The organism is Pseudomonas sp. B21-056 (assembly GCF_026016325.1).
In the GTDB taxonomy this organism is placed as follows: domain Bacteria; phylum Pseudomonadota; class Gammaproteobacteria; order Pseudomonadales; family Pseudomonadaceae; genus Aquipseudomonas.
In genome coordinates this window covers 806703-822029 of the sequence record NZ_CP087203.1, presented here as the reverse complement: position 1 = coordinate 822029, position 15327 = coordinate 806703, and the positions used below count along the sequence as shown (strand labels likewise).

Annotated in this window: 14 protein-coding genes; 4 read left to right on the top strand and 10 right to left on the bottom strand. The window is 59.8% G+C overall.

Annotated features, from left to right (window positions below; all coding sequences use genetic code 11):
* Positions 1-10: 10 nt before the first annotated feature.
* Complete coding sequence (locus tag LOY67_RS03540; RefSeq protein WP_265065969.1) at positions 11-1360, bottom strand: GntP family permease; 1350 nt, start codon at positions 1358-1360, stop codon at positions 11-13.
* Positions 1361-1649: 289 nt separating this feature from the next.
* Between LOY67_RS03540 and LOY67_RS03535 the strand changes: the two genes are divergently transcribed.
* Positions 1650-3095, top strand: a complete 1446-nt coding sequence (locus tag LOY67_RS03535) for a SulP family inorganic anion transporter (RefSeq protein WP_265065968.1) — start codon at positions 1650-1652, stop codon at positions 3093-3095.
* An 812-nt stretch (positions 3096-3907) separates the two neighbouring features.
* On the opposite strand, the gene LOY67_RS03530 is transcribed toward LOY67_RS03535, so the two are convergent.
* Both LOY67_RS03530 and LOY67_RS03525 read right to left on the bottom strand, forming a co-directional pair.
* Positions 3908-4813, bottom strand: coding sequence for a LysR family transcriptional regulator (locus LOY67_RS03530; protein WP_265065967.1), 906 nt, complete (start codon positions 4811-4813; stop codon positions 3908-3910).
* 183 nt (positions 4814-4996) lie between these two features.
* On the bottom strand, positions 4997-5587 hold the full coding sequence (locus LOY67_RS03525) for an NAD(P)H-dependent oxidoreductase (RefSeq protein WP_265065966.1): 591 nt from the start codon (positions 5585-5587) through the stop codon (positions 4997-4999).
* A gap of 198 nt (positions 5588-5785) precedes the next feature.
* On the opposite strand from LOY67_RS03525, the gene LOY67_RS03520 reads away from it, so the two are divergent.
* Positions 5786-6097 (top strand): putative quinol monooxygenase, encoded by a 312-nt coding sequence (locus LOY67_RS03520; RefSeq protein ID WP_265065965.1) that lies wholly within the window; start codon positions 5786-5788, stop codon positions 6095-6097.
* Here the strand turns inward: LOY67_RS03520 and LOY67_RS03515 are convergent.
* The gene (locus LOY67_RS03515; protein ID WP_265065964.1) at positions 6087-6851 is read right to left on the bottom strand and encodes a sulfite exporter TauE/SafE family protein; all 765 of its coding nucleotides are present in this window, start codon (positions 6849-6851) and stop codon (positions 6087-6089) included. The two genes, LOY67_RS03520 and LOY67_RS03515, sit on opposite strands and share 11 nt — an antisense overlap.
* Positions 6852-7088: 237 nt before the next feature.
* Between LOY67_RS03515 and LOY67_RS03510 the strand changes: the two genes are divergently transcribed.
* Positions 7089-7973, top strand: coding sequence for a LysR family transcriptional regulator (locus LOY67_RS03510; protein ID WP_265065963.1), 885 nt, complete (start codon positions 7089-7091; stop codon positions 7971-7973).
* Positions 7974-8073: 100 nt separating this feature from the next.
* Positions 8074-8418, top strand: coding sequence for a cupin domain-containing protein (locus LOY67_RS03505; protein ID WP_024781087.1), 345 nt, complete (start codon positions 8074-8076; stop codon positions 8416-8418).
* Positions 8419-8492: 74 nt separating this feature from the next.
* Here LOY67_RS03505 and gntB read toward each other — a convergent pair whose 3' ends face one another.
* The 6 genes from gntB to LOY67_RS03475 form a co-directional block, all read right to left on the bottom strand.
* Positions 8493-9479: a guanitoxin biosynthesis L-arginine gamma (S) hydroxylase gene (gene gntB / locus LOY67_RS03500; RefSeq protein WP_265065962.1), complete on the bottom strand. Its 987-nt coding sequence runs from the start codon at positions 9477-9479 to the stop codon at positions 8493-8495.
* Positions 9480-9559: 80 nt separating this feature from the next.
* Complete coding sequence (locus LOY67_RS03495; RefSeq protein WP_265065961.1) at positions 9560-10675, bottom strand: aminotransferase class V-fold PLP-dependent enzyme; 1116 nt, start codon at positions 10673-10675, stop codon at positions 9560-9562.
* Positions 10672-11886, bottom strand: coding sequence for an MFS transporter (locus tag LOY67_RS03490; RefSeq protein ID WP_265065960.1), 1215 nt, complete (start codon positions 11884-11886; stop codon positions 10672-10674). The genes LOY67_RS03495 and LOY67_RS03490 overlap by 4 nt, the downstream gene beginning before the upstream one ends.
* Positions 11883-13187, bottom strand: coding sequence for a hypothetical protein (locus tag LOY67_RS03485; RefSeq protein WP_265065959.1), 1305 nt, complete (start codon positions 13185-13187; stop codon positions 11883-11885). The genes LOY67_RS03490 and LOY67_RS03485 overlap by 4 nt, the downstream gene beginning before the upstream one ends.
* Positions 13184-14245, bottom strand: coding sequence for a threonine aldolase family protein (locus LOY67_RS03480; protein WP_265065958.1), 1062 nt, complete (start codon positions 14243-14245; stop codon positions 13184-13186). Before LOY67_RS03480 ends, LOY67_RS03485 begins: the two co-directional genes overlap by 4 nt.
* A gap of 10 nt (positions 14246-14255) precedes the next feature.
* Positions 14256-15218: a proline dehydrogenase family protein gene (locus LOY67_RS03475; protein WP_265065957.1), complete on the bottom strand. Its 963-nt coding sequence runs from the start codon at positions 15216-15218 to the stop codon at positions 14256-14258.
* Positions 15219-15327: the final 109 nt, after the last annotated feature.

Here is a 15327-nt window from a genome sequence, read left to right as displayed (position 1 = left end):
TGCGTGGCACTCAGAGCAAACGCGCGAGCCCGAGGGTCAGGCCGAAGGCGACCAGGGAGATCAGCGTTTCCAGCACGGTCCAGGTCTTGAAGGTTTGGGCAACGGTCATGTTGAAATATTCCTTGATCAACCAGAAACCGCCGTCGTTGACGTGGGAAAAGATAACCGACCCGGCCCCGGTTGCCAGCACCAGCAGTTCAGGATGGGGGTAACCCAAGCCAATCGCCACAGGTGCGACGATGCCCGAGGCGGTGGTCATCGCCACCGTCGCCGAGCCGGTGGCGACGCGCATCAATGCGGCGAACAGCCAGCCCATGAGCAGTGGCGACAACTGGAATTCCTGGGCCAGCCCGACGATCTGTTGGGTGACCCCGGCGTCCACCAGGATCCGGTTCAAGCCACCACCGGCCCCTACCAGCAAAGTGATGCTGGCGGTGGGTGCCAGGCATTCGTTGGTGAACTTGAGGATCGACTCACGGTTGAAGCCCTGGGCGAGGCCGAGGGTCCAGAAGCTGAGGACGGTCGCCAGCAGCAGCGCAATCACCGAGTTGCCGATGAACAGCAGGAACTGGTTGAAACCGCTGCCCGGCGTAGAGATCAGGTTGGCCCAGCCACCGATCAGCATCAGGATTACCGGCAGCAGGATGGTCCCCAGGGTAATGCCGAAACCCGGCAGCCTGGCGCGGGGTTCTCGGTCAAGAAACTGCCGTTCCAGTGGGCTTTCCGCCGGCAACTGGATGCGTGGCACGATGAACTTTGCGTACAGCGGACCGGCGATGATCGCGGTGGGAATACCGATCAGGATGGCATACAGCAAAGTCTGCCCCACGGAAGCCTGGAACGCTTGCACCGCCAGCATCGCTGCCGGATGCGGCGGCACCAGGGCATGGACCACCGAGAGCCCGGCGACCATCGGCAGCCCCACCATCAGGATCGACACGCCCACGCGCCGGGCGATGGTGAACGCGATGGGCACCAGCAGCACAAAACCGACTTCGAAGAACAGCGGCAGCCCGACCAGGAAGGCGATGCACACCATCGCCCAATGGGCGTTTCGCTCACCGAAGCGCTCGATCAGCGTCTGCGCCATCCGCTCCGCCCCGCCGGACTCGGCCATCATCTTGCCGAGCATCGTGCCCAAGGCCACCACCAGCGCAATGTGCCCCAGCGTCTTGCCCACACCGGCTTCATACGCCCCCACCACACCCGCCGGCGGCATCCCCGCCAACAACGCAAGACCGATGGAAACCAGCGTGATCACAATGAACGGATTGAGTCGGTAGCGGGCGATCAGGACGATCAGCGCAATGATGGCGATGGCCGCGTAGACCAACAGCCAGTAACCGAAAGCAGGTGCCATGCGGTACTCCTTGAACAGGGTCACGTCTATGAGTTGTGAAACTCATAAATCATTTCAAGGAATAATCTTCAAATGTTTTGAAAGTAAATTTCGTGCACGGACAAGACGTGTCGCTGACGGGCATTGCGCCCCAGCACCGATGAAAATCCCACAGCAAATTTTCATCCCTTGGCACCGGTCCCTGTGGGAGCGAGCAGGCTCGCTCCCACAGGGGAATTTCCGTACTATCGCCTTCTGCTTTTGCATCACGTCCCCCGGCCCCCTCAACCGGCGCCCAGTCAGGTAAACCATGAAACCAGCACGCCTTCGCGCCGACGTTCTCGCCGGCCTCACCACCTCTTTCGCCTTGCTCCCCGAATGCATCGCTTTCGCCCTGGTGGCCCACCTCAACCCGCTGATGGGGCTCTATGGCGCATTCATCATCTGCACCCTGACCGCCCTGTTTGGCGGACGGCCCGGCATGGTGTCAGGCGCGGCGGGGTCGATGGCCGTGGTGATTGTCGCGCTGGTGGTGCAGCACGGCGTGCAGTACCTGCTGGCTACGGTGTTGCTGGGTGGGCTGATCATGATGGCGTTCGGGCTGTTGCGGCTGGGCAAGCTGGTGCGCATGGTGCCGCATCCGGTGATGCTCGGCTTCGTCAACGGCCTGGCGATTGTGATTGCGCTGGCGCAACTGGAGCATTTCAAGAACGGCGAAACCTGGCTCAGTGGCGCCCCGCTGTACTGGATGGCGGGCCTGGTGGCGTTGACCATGGCCGTCGTCTATTTGCTGCCACGTCTGACCCGCAGCGTGCCGCCGGCCCTGGTGGCGATTCTCGGGGTCGGCCTGGCGGTCTACCTGCTCGGCCTGCCGACCCGTACCCTGGGCGACATGGCACATATTGCCGGCGGTTTGCCCGACTTGGCCTTGCCGGACATTCCCTGGAACCTGGAAACCCTGCAGATCGTAGCGCCCTATGCGGTGATCATGGCGATGGTCGGCTTGCTCGAAACCCTGTTGACCCTGAACCTGACCGATGAAATCACCGAGAGCCGTGGTTACCCGGATCGCGAGTGCGTGGCGCTCGGCGCGGCCAATATTGCCTCCGGCCTGTTCGGCGGCATGGGCGGCTGCGCCATGATCGGCCAGACGGTGATCAACCTCAGCTCCGGTGGCCGCGGCCGCTTGTCCGGCGCGGTGGCCGGGGTGATGGTGTTGCTGTTCGTGTTGTTCCTGTCGCCACTGATCGAGCGCATTCCGCTCGCTGCGCTGGTGGGCGTGATGTTCGTGGTGTCGCAACAGACCTTTGCCTGGGCCTCGCTGCGAGTGATCAACAAAGTGCCGGTGAATGACGTACTGGTCATCGTTGCCGTGACTGTCATCACCGTGTTCACCGACCTGGCCGTGGCGGTGCTGTGCGGCATCATCGTCGCAGCGCTCAACTTCGCCTGGCAACAGGCCCGGGAGCTTTACGCCGATACCCACCTGGAGGCTGACGGCAGCAAACTCTATCGCCTGCACGGCACACTGTTCTTTGCCTCGACCACACCCTTTCTCAACCAGTTCGACCCGGCGAACGATCCGATCCAGGTGACCCTGGACTGCCGCCACCTGAGCTTCGTCGACTACTCGGCCATCGCCGCGCTGAAGACCTTGCGTGAACGCTACAGCAAGGCCGGCAAACACCTGCGGGTCTTCCACCTCTCGGAGCGCTGCAAGCAGATGCTCAAGCGGGCGGGCGTGCATCACGATTGAAAAGAAAAAACCTGTGGGAGCGGAGCCTGCTCGCGATGGCGGTGTATCAGCCAGCCCAGGATTGACTGACCCGACGCCTTCGCGAGCAGGCTCGCTCCCACAGGGGGTCTGTGCTGAACCGGGATCTTGTGGGCGCTGCTGATCGAGGGTGGGAGCGAGCCTGCTCGCGATAGCGGTGAATCAGCCAACCCAGGATTGACTGACCCGGCGCCTTCGCGAGCAGGCTCGCTCCCACAGGGGGATCGTGATGAACCGGGATCCTGTGGGCACTGCTGATCGAGGGTGGGAGCGAGCTTGCTCGCGATAGCGGTGAATCAGCCAACCCAGGATTGACTGACCCGACGCCTTCGCGAGCAGGCTCGCTCCCACAGGGGGATCGTGCTGAACCGGGATCCTGTGGGCGCGGATGATCGAGGGTGGGAGCGAGCCTGCTCGCGATAGCGGTGCATCAGCCAACCCAGGATTGACTGACCCGGCGCCTTCGCGAGCAGGCTCGCTCCCACAGGGGGATCGTGCTGAACCGGGATCCTGTGGGCGCTGCTGATCGAGGGTGGGAGCGAGCTTGCTCGCGATAGCGGTGAATCAGCCAACCCAGGATTGACTGACCCGACGCCTTCGCGAGCAGGCTCGCTCCCACAGGGGGATCGTGCTGAACCGGGATTTTGTGGGCGCGGATGATCGAGGGTGGGAGCGAGCCTGCTCGCGATAGCGGTGCATCAGCCAACCCAGGATTGACTGACCCGACGCCTTCGCGAGCAGGCTCGCTCCCACAGGGGGATCGTGATGAACCCCAGGAGCCTGGGAGTCACGAATCAGCCTGAGCGCGAAGCGTATTCGGCGAGCTTGTCCTGGATGAAATCCAGGAAACACTGGATGCGCAACGCCAGTTGGGAGTTGCGGTAGTAAACCGCGTTGATCGGCTGGCGGTACCCGCTATTGGCTTCGGCCAGCAGCACTTTCAACCGGCCGGCACGGATGTCGTCGCGGGTCATGAAGTCCGACAGGCAGGCGATGCCCTGACCTTGCAGCGCCAGATGTCGCACCGTTTCGCCACTGGAGGCACTGATGGCCGCCTGGATGGGCCAGCGGTCGCCGTGAAGATGGCGCAGGGGCCATTGGTTGAGGCCATCGTTCTGAGCAAAACCCAGCAGCGCATGCTCCGCCAGTTCAGCGACGGTTGAAGGCGTACCGCAGCGCTTCAGATAGGCGGGGCTGGCCAGGATGTGCAACGGACTGCAACCCAGGGGACGGGCATGCAACGTCGAATCGGTGAGGGTGCCGATGCGGATGGCGATGTCCGTGCTCTGCTCCAGCAAATCAATGATCAGGTCGTTACTGTTGAGCTCGAGCTGGATGTCCGGGTAGAGCCTGCGGAACTCGTCGATGTGCGGCACGATGGCATGCAGCATGAACGGCGACGCCGCGTTGATCCGCAACCGCCCGGACGGTTTTTGCTGGCGGGACGAGAGGCGCTCTTCCAGCGCTTCCATCTGGTCAAGAATGCCTTTGGCCTGTTCGAAGAAATACCGGCCCTCCTCCGTCAGGTCCATGCGCCGGGTGGTGCGATTGATCAGCGTGGTGTCGAGCTTGGCTTCCAACCGCGACAAGGTGCGGCTGACCGCCGAGGGCGTCTGCCCGACCTGCTCGGCGGCGGCGGAGATCGACCCGCACTCGATCACGCAGACGAAGATCTGCAATTCGTCGGATCTGGCTTTCACAAATGTTCCTATCGATTGTTCTCTTGTGGCGAGGGGATTTATCCCCGTTGGGCCGCGAAGCGGACCTTGAGTCAACACGCGATGTGCCTGGATGGTCGCGTTATCAACTTCGGCGCCTGCTTCGCAGGCGAGCGGGGATAAATCCCCTCGCCACAAGATAGTAGCGGCATGTGCGCTGAAATATCATGCCTCCAGACCGAACACCTCGATCAAATGCTGTTCATACCGCGCCACATCGGCCTCGATGTCGGGGCGCTTCATCACGTCCACGCACAGGAAGGTCGGCAAGCCGGTCATGCCCAGGAACTGGTTGGCCTTGTGGAATGGGAAGTACACCGCGTCCCCCCCCTTGCCTTCGAAGAAGTCGGTCGGGTCATCAAAGGCCTGTCGGGGGGCGTTCCAGGTCAGCGACAACATGTATTGCTTGCCCTGCACCAGGCCACCGCTGCCGTACTTCTGCGAGGCATCGGAGCGGGTGCGGCCGTCACTGGCGTAGAGGCTGCCATGGCCTTCGGTGAACACTTCGTCGATGTACTTCTTCACGGTCCATGGGGCGCCCATCCACCAGCCCGGCATCTGATAGATGATGACGTCGGCCCAGAGAAACTTGGCGACTTCTTCCTGGATGTCGTAGCCGCCGTCGATGAAGGTGCTTTTGACGTCCAGGCCACCCCGGTCCAGCACACTGAGGGCCGTGTCGTGGAGGGTCGCGTTATAGCGACCGTCGGAATGAGCGAACTGTTTACCACCGTTGAGCAGCAGGACTTTTTTCATGGGGAGCCTCATCGGGTTCCACAGCAGGCACCGTCGAAGGGCTGCCGAATGGAAAGGTTGAAATGATGGGGCGCAGACTACCGATGAGCCTCACGTGGAGTAAGCGCTGCAACGGCAAAAATGATTTGACCTATACGCACGAATCAACAACGGATTGTTGCCGTAGAATTCAATTCACTTTCATTCAGGAGACACGCGATGAGCGAGTTGCACGGCTTCATCCTCCACGCCAAGACCCGCCCGGAAAAAGCCGAAGCCTTTGAAGCACTGTTTCGTGCCTACGTCGAACCGAGTCGCGCCGAACCGGGCTGCATCGAATATCACATGCTGCGGGACCAACAAGACCCGACGCTGTTTATCTTCTATGAAATCTGGCAATCCCAGGCCCATCTGGACGTGCACTCGAATCTGCCGCACATGAAACAGTTCCTCGAGCAACGCATGAATTACCTGGAACGCGACTTCGAAATCCGCCGCGTCGATATGCTCAGCCCATCGTCTAGCCGCTGATCAGCAAGTGGGCACCGAGCCCGCCAAGGCCGATGAAAAACACCCGGCGAAACAGTACGGCGCTGATCCGCCGGCGCAACCACTGCCCCAGCCACATCCCCAGCAGCGCCGGCACCAGCGCCAGCATCGACGCACTCAGTTCCCCTCCGCCCAAGGCGCCGCGCCACAACAGGCCGGCCGCCAGGGCCAACGTCGAAACGGTAAAGGACAGACCCAGGGCCTGCACCAGTTCGTCCTTGCTCAGGCCCAGTGCTTGCAGGTAAGGCACCGCCGGGATGACGAACACGCCAGTGGCGGACGTGATGACGCCGGTAAGCAGCCCGCAGACCGGCGCCAGCCACAACTCAACACGGCCACCGACCCGCAGCGTCGGCAGCGCCAGCCCGCTCAGGGCATACACCAATAGTGCGCCGCCCAAGGCCCGCACCACCCAGGGCCCGCCGGCCATGCCGATCCACAAGGTGCCAAGGCCGGTGCCGATGAAAATCGCCAGCAACAGTGGCCACAAACGCCGGATCAAGCTGCGCAGATGCCCGCCGGAGGCCAGTTGCCAGAGGTTGGTGAGGGTGGCCGGAATGATGAGCAACGCGGCAGCCTGCACCGGTGCCATAGCCAGCCCGAGCAACCCCATGGAAATGGTCGGCAGGCCGAGGCCGATCACACCCTTGATCGTGCCGGCCAGCAGGAAAGTGGCGACGACCAATAGGGATAGCGCTGGGCCCAGGTTCTGATAGAAAGCGATGAATGTGTTCATGGGGTTATCCTGAGCCCATGAGGGGTGTTTTGAAATCTGCCATATACTGAGGCTGCCTCTCGGATAACAAGAGGCTGGACAATTTATGGGCTACTGACGCCATCGCGAGCAGGCTCGCTCCCACAGGGGGTTGCTGTGAACACAGGTCTTGCGTACACCGAGAATCCCTGTGGGAGCGAGCCTGCTCGCGATGACGATCGATCAGACGCAACAGAACCCGGTACAGGCCCCCATACCATGCATTTCGACCTCACCGACCTGCGTCTCTACCTGAACATCCTCGACACCGGCAACATCACTGCCGGTGCCGCCCGCAGCCATCTGTCCCTGGCGGCGGCGAGTGCGCGGGTGCGTGCCATGGAGGCGTCCCTGGGAACCGACCTGCTCGAACGCGGGCGGCGGGGCGTAACGCCGACACCGGCCGGCAAGGCCCTGGCGCAACATGCCCGGGTATTGCTGCAACACGCGGAGCACTTGCAACAGGATCTGGCCGAGTACGCCCGCGGCGTGAAAGGCCGGGTACGGCTGCTGTGCAACACCAGCGCCATGAGCGAATACCTGCCCGAGTTGCTGGCGACCTTCCTCAAGGCCCACCCCAACCTCGACATCGACCTGCAGGAGCTGCCCAGCTCGCGCATCACCCATGCCTTGCGCCAGGGTGCGGCAGACCTGGGTATCGTATCCGGCGCCGTCGACACCGATGACCTTCAGACCCGGCCCTTTCGCAACGATCCGTTGGTATTGATCCTACCGTCCGAACACCCATTGGCTGACGGTCGCACGGTAAGTTTCAGCGAGACGCTGAGCCACGACTATGTCGGCCTGAACGCCTCCAACGCCCTGGCGGTGTACCTCGAGGAGCAGGCCTTGCACACCGGGCTGCGCATGCGGATCCGCATTCGCGCCGACGGTTTCGATGGGGTGATTCGCATGGTGGCCCATGGCGCAGGTATCGCCGTCGTGCCAAGGGCTGCCATCGAACGGCGCCCGGCGGAGCCTTCGTACCGGTGCGTGCCGCTGCACGAAGCCTGGGCACAACGGGCCCTGTTGTTGGCGGCGCGCAATTTCGAGGCGTTGCCCGTCTACGCCAGGGCCCTCGCCCTGCATCTGTCCGAGCATTGATTTGCGTTTCTGGGTAGCTCGATGTCGAGCACAGACAACTGGAAGAATGCAGACGCCTATAGGGTGCCTCTTCAGCTTACGTCCATTGCCCGGAGTCCACATGACCGCACCTATCACCGTCCTGCGCGATACCCATCCGCTGCCCGTACTCGATGCCTGCAAATGGGAAAAGCTCGAAGGCGACCCGCACACCGTCAACCTCAACGCCTATACCAGCGAAGATGGCAGCAAGATCATGGGCACCTGGATCTGCACGCCGGGCAAATGGTACGTGGAATACGTGAAGTGGGAATACTGCCACTTCCAGGAAGGCTACTGCATCATCACCCCGGAAGGCATGGAGCCCATCCATCTGCGGGCCGGTGACATCTTTGTCATCGAGCCTGGGATGAAAGGCACCTGGGAAGTGGTTGAAACCGTGCGCAAATACTTCGTCTTTGCCTGATTCGGTTCGATACGCCTGCGGCCGGTGCGCTGTGCTCGCTCGATGCGAACACAGCGCAGTGCCGCAACCCGCCGCTACACCGTGACGTTGATAGCGCTGATCTTGCCGCTTCGATACGCCTCGAGTATCTGATGGATGCTGGACCTGGCATCTCTCCTCGCCGTAAAAATCCCACCACAGCCGCGATTGGCGGCCGCATAGCTCTCATCCTCCATCAATACCTGGTGTGCCTGCTTCAGGTTCCAGAATGGAACGCCCGCAAACAGATGGTGCGTCAGGTGATAGTTGTCGCCATGCATACCAATGAACAGTCTTTCGGGCAGGGTCGGGAAGCGATTGCGCGTCAGTTTCACCTCCTCCTTGTAGACGCCGAACATGCCAAAGTGCTCGGAAATCTCGGAGAACCAGCCAATCACCTGGAAGGCCGTGAAGTAAGGAATCAACCAGAACAGGACATAGCCCCATGGACCGACGAAATAGCTCAACAGCAGCAGGATGACCCCATGCACTGCCAGGAGCTTCACACCTTGTAGCGGGTTGGCAAGGATGTCACCGGCCCGATTCTTTACCAGGTAGAGGAAGTACTTGTAGGTATTGACCAGCGTCACGCTCCTGAACAGATGCCGGAACAGGAAGTCCAGGCGATCCTGCGCTTCATACAGGCCGGATTCGATGTAGAAGCGATGGTCGGGGTCCTTGTCCTGATCACCCAGGTGGTGGTGATGCATCTGCACATGGGAGCGCCGGTACGCTTCGTAGTTCTGGAAGATGGGATAGGCCAGCAGGTACTCGCCGACCCACTTGTTGACTACTTTGCTCCGGGCCAGGGTCATGTGCGCCGCTTCGTGCAGAAGCGATGCGAGGGCTCGTTGTCGGGAGCCAATGAAGAGCAGTGCCAGCGGATACAAGACGTTGTAGCGATTGCTCAGGTAGATTGCCGAGGCAATGACCAGCAAGTCTGCGCCAAGGGCAACCAGCCAGTGCCAGTTATCCTTGTGGTACAGGGGTCGCAAGCGCTGCCTTAGTTCAGCTGAAGGATTAAACCTGGTCATATCGTTCATCAGAATTCCCTTTCGTGATTCAACGTGATCAATACAGACGCCCACGGTCCTTGCCTTGAAGTTTCGTGCCCTGCGTCGGGTTATATCTGCGCCAGCAAGGCGATGAACTCATCCGCCTCACGAACGCTGTTCCGAGCGTTGATGGAGATCCGCACGAAACGCTCATGCCCCTGCTTCAACATAAAGTACGGCGTATGGGAGGCATACCCCGGCCAACTGTTGACACCTCGGGTGCGCAGGTAGCCGACGACTTCCGTCGCCGCACAGCGGGCATGAATAAAAGCGATGATTCCCTGATGCTGCGTACCTGGCGCAATCAAGTGGATGTCAGGCATCCGGGCCAGACGCTGGAAAAGATATTGGTAGAGGTCGGACTCTTCACCGTAGGCATTCGACAGGCGTTCCTTGATCGCCTGGTTCAAGCCCAGCACTGCCGCATTGTTGCGTTCGGCAAACTCATAACCACGGGCATCATCGATACGCCGATGGACCACGCCGGACAGATCGACACTGGCCCGGCCGAGGTCGCTGAAACGCGGTTGTGCAGACGCCAGGAAGCACTCGGAAAGATAGGCGAATCCCGTGCCTCTCGGTCCACAGAGGAACTTCCTGCCGGCCGCCGTCAATACATCGCAGCCGATGGCCCGCACATCCAGTGCGAGCATGCCCGCCGACTGACAGGCATCGACAAAATACAGGCAAGGGTAATCACGCAGAATGTTCCCCACCGCGACGACGTCATTCACGATGCCGCAACAGGAAGGCACATGGACGAGCGAGACCAGCTTGACCTCCGCGCTCATGTGCCGGGCCAGCCATTGCAGGTCCAGGTTGCCGTCGGCCAGCAGCGGCATCACTTCGACCACCACCCCATGCAGACGCTGCAACGTCGACAGTGCAATCAGGTTGCCCGCGTATTCGTAAGGCGTGACCAGAACCCGTGCGCCCTCGGTCCAGGTCAGCGACTCCAGCGCGGTCACCCAGGCCTTGGTCGCCCCATCGAACAGGGCAATGTTGCGTGCATTGGCACCCAGCAATCGGCCAATGCTTTCATAGACTTCGGTGTCCAGCACGGGCGAATGATTCAGTTCGGTTTCATAGGCGCCCAACTCGAACTCTTCCTGCAAGTAACGCTGCATCCGATCCAGCGTCTCGCTGGACATGAGCCCCGAACCCGCCGTGTTGAAATGAATCATGCATTCCCCCAGCGCCTGGAACCCAGGAAATAGAACAGGCTGGCGGCGACCACGCACAGCGACAGGACGTAGAACATGGTCTGCGGCGCATACAACGACAACACCGCGCCACACAATACCGGCCCCAGTGCCGCCCCCAGGTTGGACAGGTTCTGCGCGCCGTAGTACACGCCTCGCATGTCTTCCGGTGCGATGTAGTCAATGAACAGATACTCCGCCGGGATGATGATGATTTCCCCCACGGTGAAAATGATCATGGCAACCACCCAGACCATCCAGGCCTGTGCATAAGCGAACCCCATGAGCCCGGTGATGAAAAACAACATGCCCAGCAGCAACATGCGAAACAGGTTGTTCGGGTGGATCCTGGAGCCGATCAGGTATTGCAGGCCGATGACGACGCAAGCGTTGGTGGTGACCAGGTAATTGATGATCCGATAGGTATTTTCCGGGTCGCTGGTCACGATCAGGTATTGCGAGAGATAGGCGGTGAACTGTCCGAATACAATCGCACTGAGAACGCCGCCGATCGTAAAGCAGACCAGTCGGTAATGACGCGCCAGATGAACCAGTACACGGACAAAGTCATTGTTCGGACGCTCCGCGCTTGCTCCCCGGGGAAGGCGCTCGCCCAGTACGCTGTACAGTCCCACGAACACCACGCCGATCAGCGCCGAAACGGCAAAGGGCAGGCCGGGACTGATCTTGGCAAACAACACGCCCAGAAAGGGACCGATGGCGTAACCGACATTGGTCAGCGTGTATTTCATGGAAAATACACTGCCCCTTTTATCGGGAATCACCAGCAAACCTATACCTGACTTCACGGCGATATCGATCACCGCATAGGACAGGTTCACCGCCACGATCGCAATGATGAACGGCACCAGGCTGGCAACCTGGTAGGCCACGGCAAATGCCAGGGCAAACAAGGTGGCCGCACCGAGCAGGATCCGATAGTTGGAAAACCTGTCCACCAGAAAACCGCCATAGACCCCCAGCAGCGAGCTGACGATCAGCGCGCCGCCGACCACAAGGCCGATATCCGTCACGCCCAGGCCGAAAACCTGGGAGCAATAGACGACCAGATAAGGCAACGCCAGGGCCCGGGCAACGGTCAGGATAAACGTCGCCGACAGCAGCAGCATCACAGGCCTCGTATAGACCTTGGCCCCGTCCTGCACGGCCAGCTCTCCCGACACGTCGCTCATGTCAGCATGGCCCTGTAGACGCCGGGCTCATCCTCGCGCAGCAACTCGATGCTTTGCTGGATGGCGGCGCGATCATGACCGAGGATGAAAACGTGGCCCGGGCAGTTTTCCAGGGAAACGGTTTCCTTGAGCACACCCTCATCCTGGATCTTGATGCTGTGCACCCCTGCAATCGCCTTCCACCGCGTCAGCTCGGGCGCCCGCTTGATCGGGCCGGCCTGCCGGGCGATCAGGAACACGCAACTTGAATGGAAGTAGAGCCTGGTTCTCGGCCGCTGACGGTAATCGAGAAAGGCCTGTGGATTGACCAGCGAGTCGATCCACAGACTCAACTGGTTATGCCCCAGGGCCCGGGTGTAGGCCGACAGATCGATACCGCCCGGCATGCGTGCCGCGGTTTCAAGCAGTACCGGCTCATCGTCGACAATCATCAGTTCGCTGTGACCAACCCCTTGCCGGATGCCGAGTGCATCGAGCACGGAAAAAATGTAGTGGGACAGGCGAGCGTAGACATCGGCATTGTCCACCGGGCACATCAACTGGTTGTAGTCGTGCACCGGCGAATCACCAATCCGCGTGCGATAAACACGGATGATTTCGCTGACATAGTGCTGGCCATCGACACTCACGGTGTTGACGCAATATTCGATATCCACATCGCTGGACTTGCTCGCCGACAGTTCCGAGCGGAAGTCCGAGTTGTCCAGGTACTGCTGAACCAGAACCTCTTCGTTGCTTTCGAGAAAAAGATTCCGGCTCGACTTGATCGCCTCGAAAGCCCGCTCGACTTCGCTCTCACAGGTGCAGATATGGATATTGTCGGAGCCGGCGCTTTTGATCGGCTTCAACACCACGGGCAGGATTCTCTGCTCTTTCACCCACTCCTGAATGGCCGTCAACGACCCCGACTTGAAATGCCGGATCGATCGCACGCCGGCCTGTTGCAAAGCCTCGTGCATTTCAAACTTGTCGCGCCAGCGAATGGCGTGGCGCGGATCATTGCGTCGCGTCACGTCGAACAGCTCGGCCAGGTGGGCGGCCAGCTCTACACCGAACTCGCAACCAGCGAGTACGAACTGGACCGAATAATCGGACAAGGCCTGACGCAACTCGGCATCCGAGCTGTAGAGAATATCGTCGATAAAATCGGCGGGGCGAAACCAGGGTTTGTAGAACGCGTTGACGTTGGCGGTCGAACGCAGATGCACGCAATCGAATCCACGGGAAATGAATGCAGGGGCGATCAGGCTGCCGATCGAATAGGCATCGACGATCAGGACGACATTTTTCTTGTAGATCACTTGATCGTCTCCCCGGCCTGGCTGAGCGCACGAACGGCATCCTTGATAATACCGGCGGCTTTGTGGATATCGTCGCGGGTAATGTTGATATGCGGCATGAAGCGCATTTCCCTGGCGTTATAAGGCAGCCCACCCACGCCTTGCCTGCGCAGGTAGCCCGCGAACTGCACCGGGGTGATGTCCAGCGAGGCAATATCCAGGGTCACCATGTTGGTGCCCTTATAACGGGCGGGCGCTTCGTCGATGTCGTTGAGCAATTGATGCAGCAACGCGGCGTGTTCATGGTCTTCGGCCAGGCGCTCGACATGATTGTGCATCGCGTACAGGCCCGCAGCCGCCATCATGCCGGCCTGGTGCAAGTCGCCGCCGAACCATTTGCGGTATTTCTTGGCTCGCTGTATCAGCTCCTCGGAACCCACCATGATCGAACCGATCGGCGCGCCCAACCCCTTGGACAGGCACATGGACAAAAGATCGGCGTTGTCGGTATACGACGTCACATCAATACCGGACGCGATGGACGCATGGAGGATGCGTGCGCCATCCAGGTAACGATAGGCGCCGATATCCTGGGCATAGGCAAAGACATCGTTCATCTGTTGCAGCGGGAAGATTGCGCCGCCTTTGCAGCCGAGCGTGTTCTCGATCACCACCACCCGTGGCAGGGCGTAGTTCTGGCTCCAACGGCATTTGGAGGCATGGAGTTTTTCCAGGTCACTGACGGTAAACAACCCGTTGTCATGGGTTGAAAGCGAAAAGTTGACCCCGGAAAACGCCGAGGTCGAGGCGGATTCATAGAAGTTGATGTGGTACGAGGCGTCCAGGAATATCTCGTCGCCCGGGTTCGTCATGGCCTTGATAGCCAACTGGTTGCTCAATGTGCCGCCAGAAGTGAACAGTGCCGCTTCCTTCTGGAAGTACTGGGCACAGTATTCTTCCAATGCGCGCACCGTCGGGTCTTCACCGAAGCAGTCATCACCCACTTCCGCCTGATAAATCGCCTTGCGCATGCCTTCCGTTGGCTTGGTTACCGTATCGCTTCTGAGATCGATAAACATAAATGCTCCGTTAATAACCTGCGCCAAAAACAATGCGAGAAGGATCGTAGAAGTCGGCCAGGGCCTCGAGGACGTTTACCGGCGACTCCGCCAGCCGATGCAGGAAATGCAGGTACCAGCTATCGCCATAGACCGCCGCGATACGACAGGCCAACCCTGCATCCTTGGCTTTGCGCAACGCTTCGGGTTGCACGCCGTGGAGCATTTCCAGTTCCTCGATGCGGGAGTGAAAACCTTCTTCAAAGAGGCGCTTGATCAGGTCTGGATCCTGCGTCGCGCAACTGACCGGAACCCCGGCGTCCAGGATGGACGCCAGCAGTTTCAGATAGCGTTCATCAAGTTCCGCGCCCCGGGGAAGAGCGATTCCAGGCGCTTCGTTATAGACGCCCTTGACCAATCTGATCTTGCGGCCATAACGGATAAGGGCGGGCAGATCATTCACGGTTCTATGCAAGTGTGCCTGCACAGTTAGGCCAATATTGGAATGATCGGGTGCCAATTGGGAATACACTTCCAGGATCTTATCGACCGCCGAAGAATGTTCCATGCTGATCATCACAGGAATATTATGTTTTGCGGCGGCGGACAAGATTGCAGTGGCGTTGCGATAAGCGGTTTCCTGGGATATCAGCATCCCTACCGCACTTAAATCGAAACCTAACTGGGGCGTTAATCCGGCTTTGGCGAAAGTCTGGATGGACGCCAGGTATTCATCGACAAAAGACTGTACGACGCGCGGGTCATGGTTTTCTTCGCCGACATATTCGACGCCGAGCTGATAACCCTTGTCGCAGAGCAGTTTCAGCTTATCGGGGAGGCTTTCCAGGTTCGACGAGACTATATAGCGCTGAGCGGCTCGCTCGAATAATTTGAAGAACAGCGAGTCTTTGTTGAAAGCCTCTCGACATTCTTGATTCAGCGCCAACTTTTTAAGGCCGGCAGAGGTAAGTACGCATGTTTCCTGCGAAGGCATGGGTATCGCTCCTTGATATGTGTCGCTCGTCCTGAGCGCCGAGTATTGTGCAATGATTTATTTCTGTCAACACTCCATAAACACGATAAACCGGGTTAATTCACTAAAG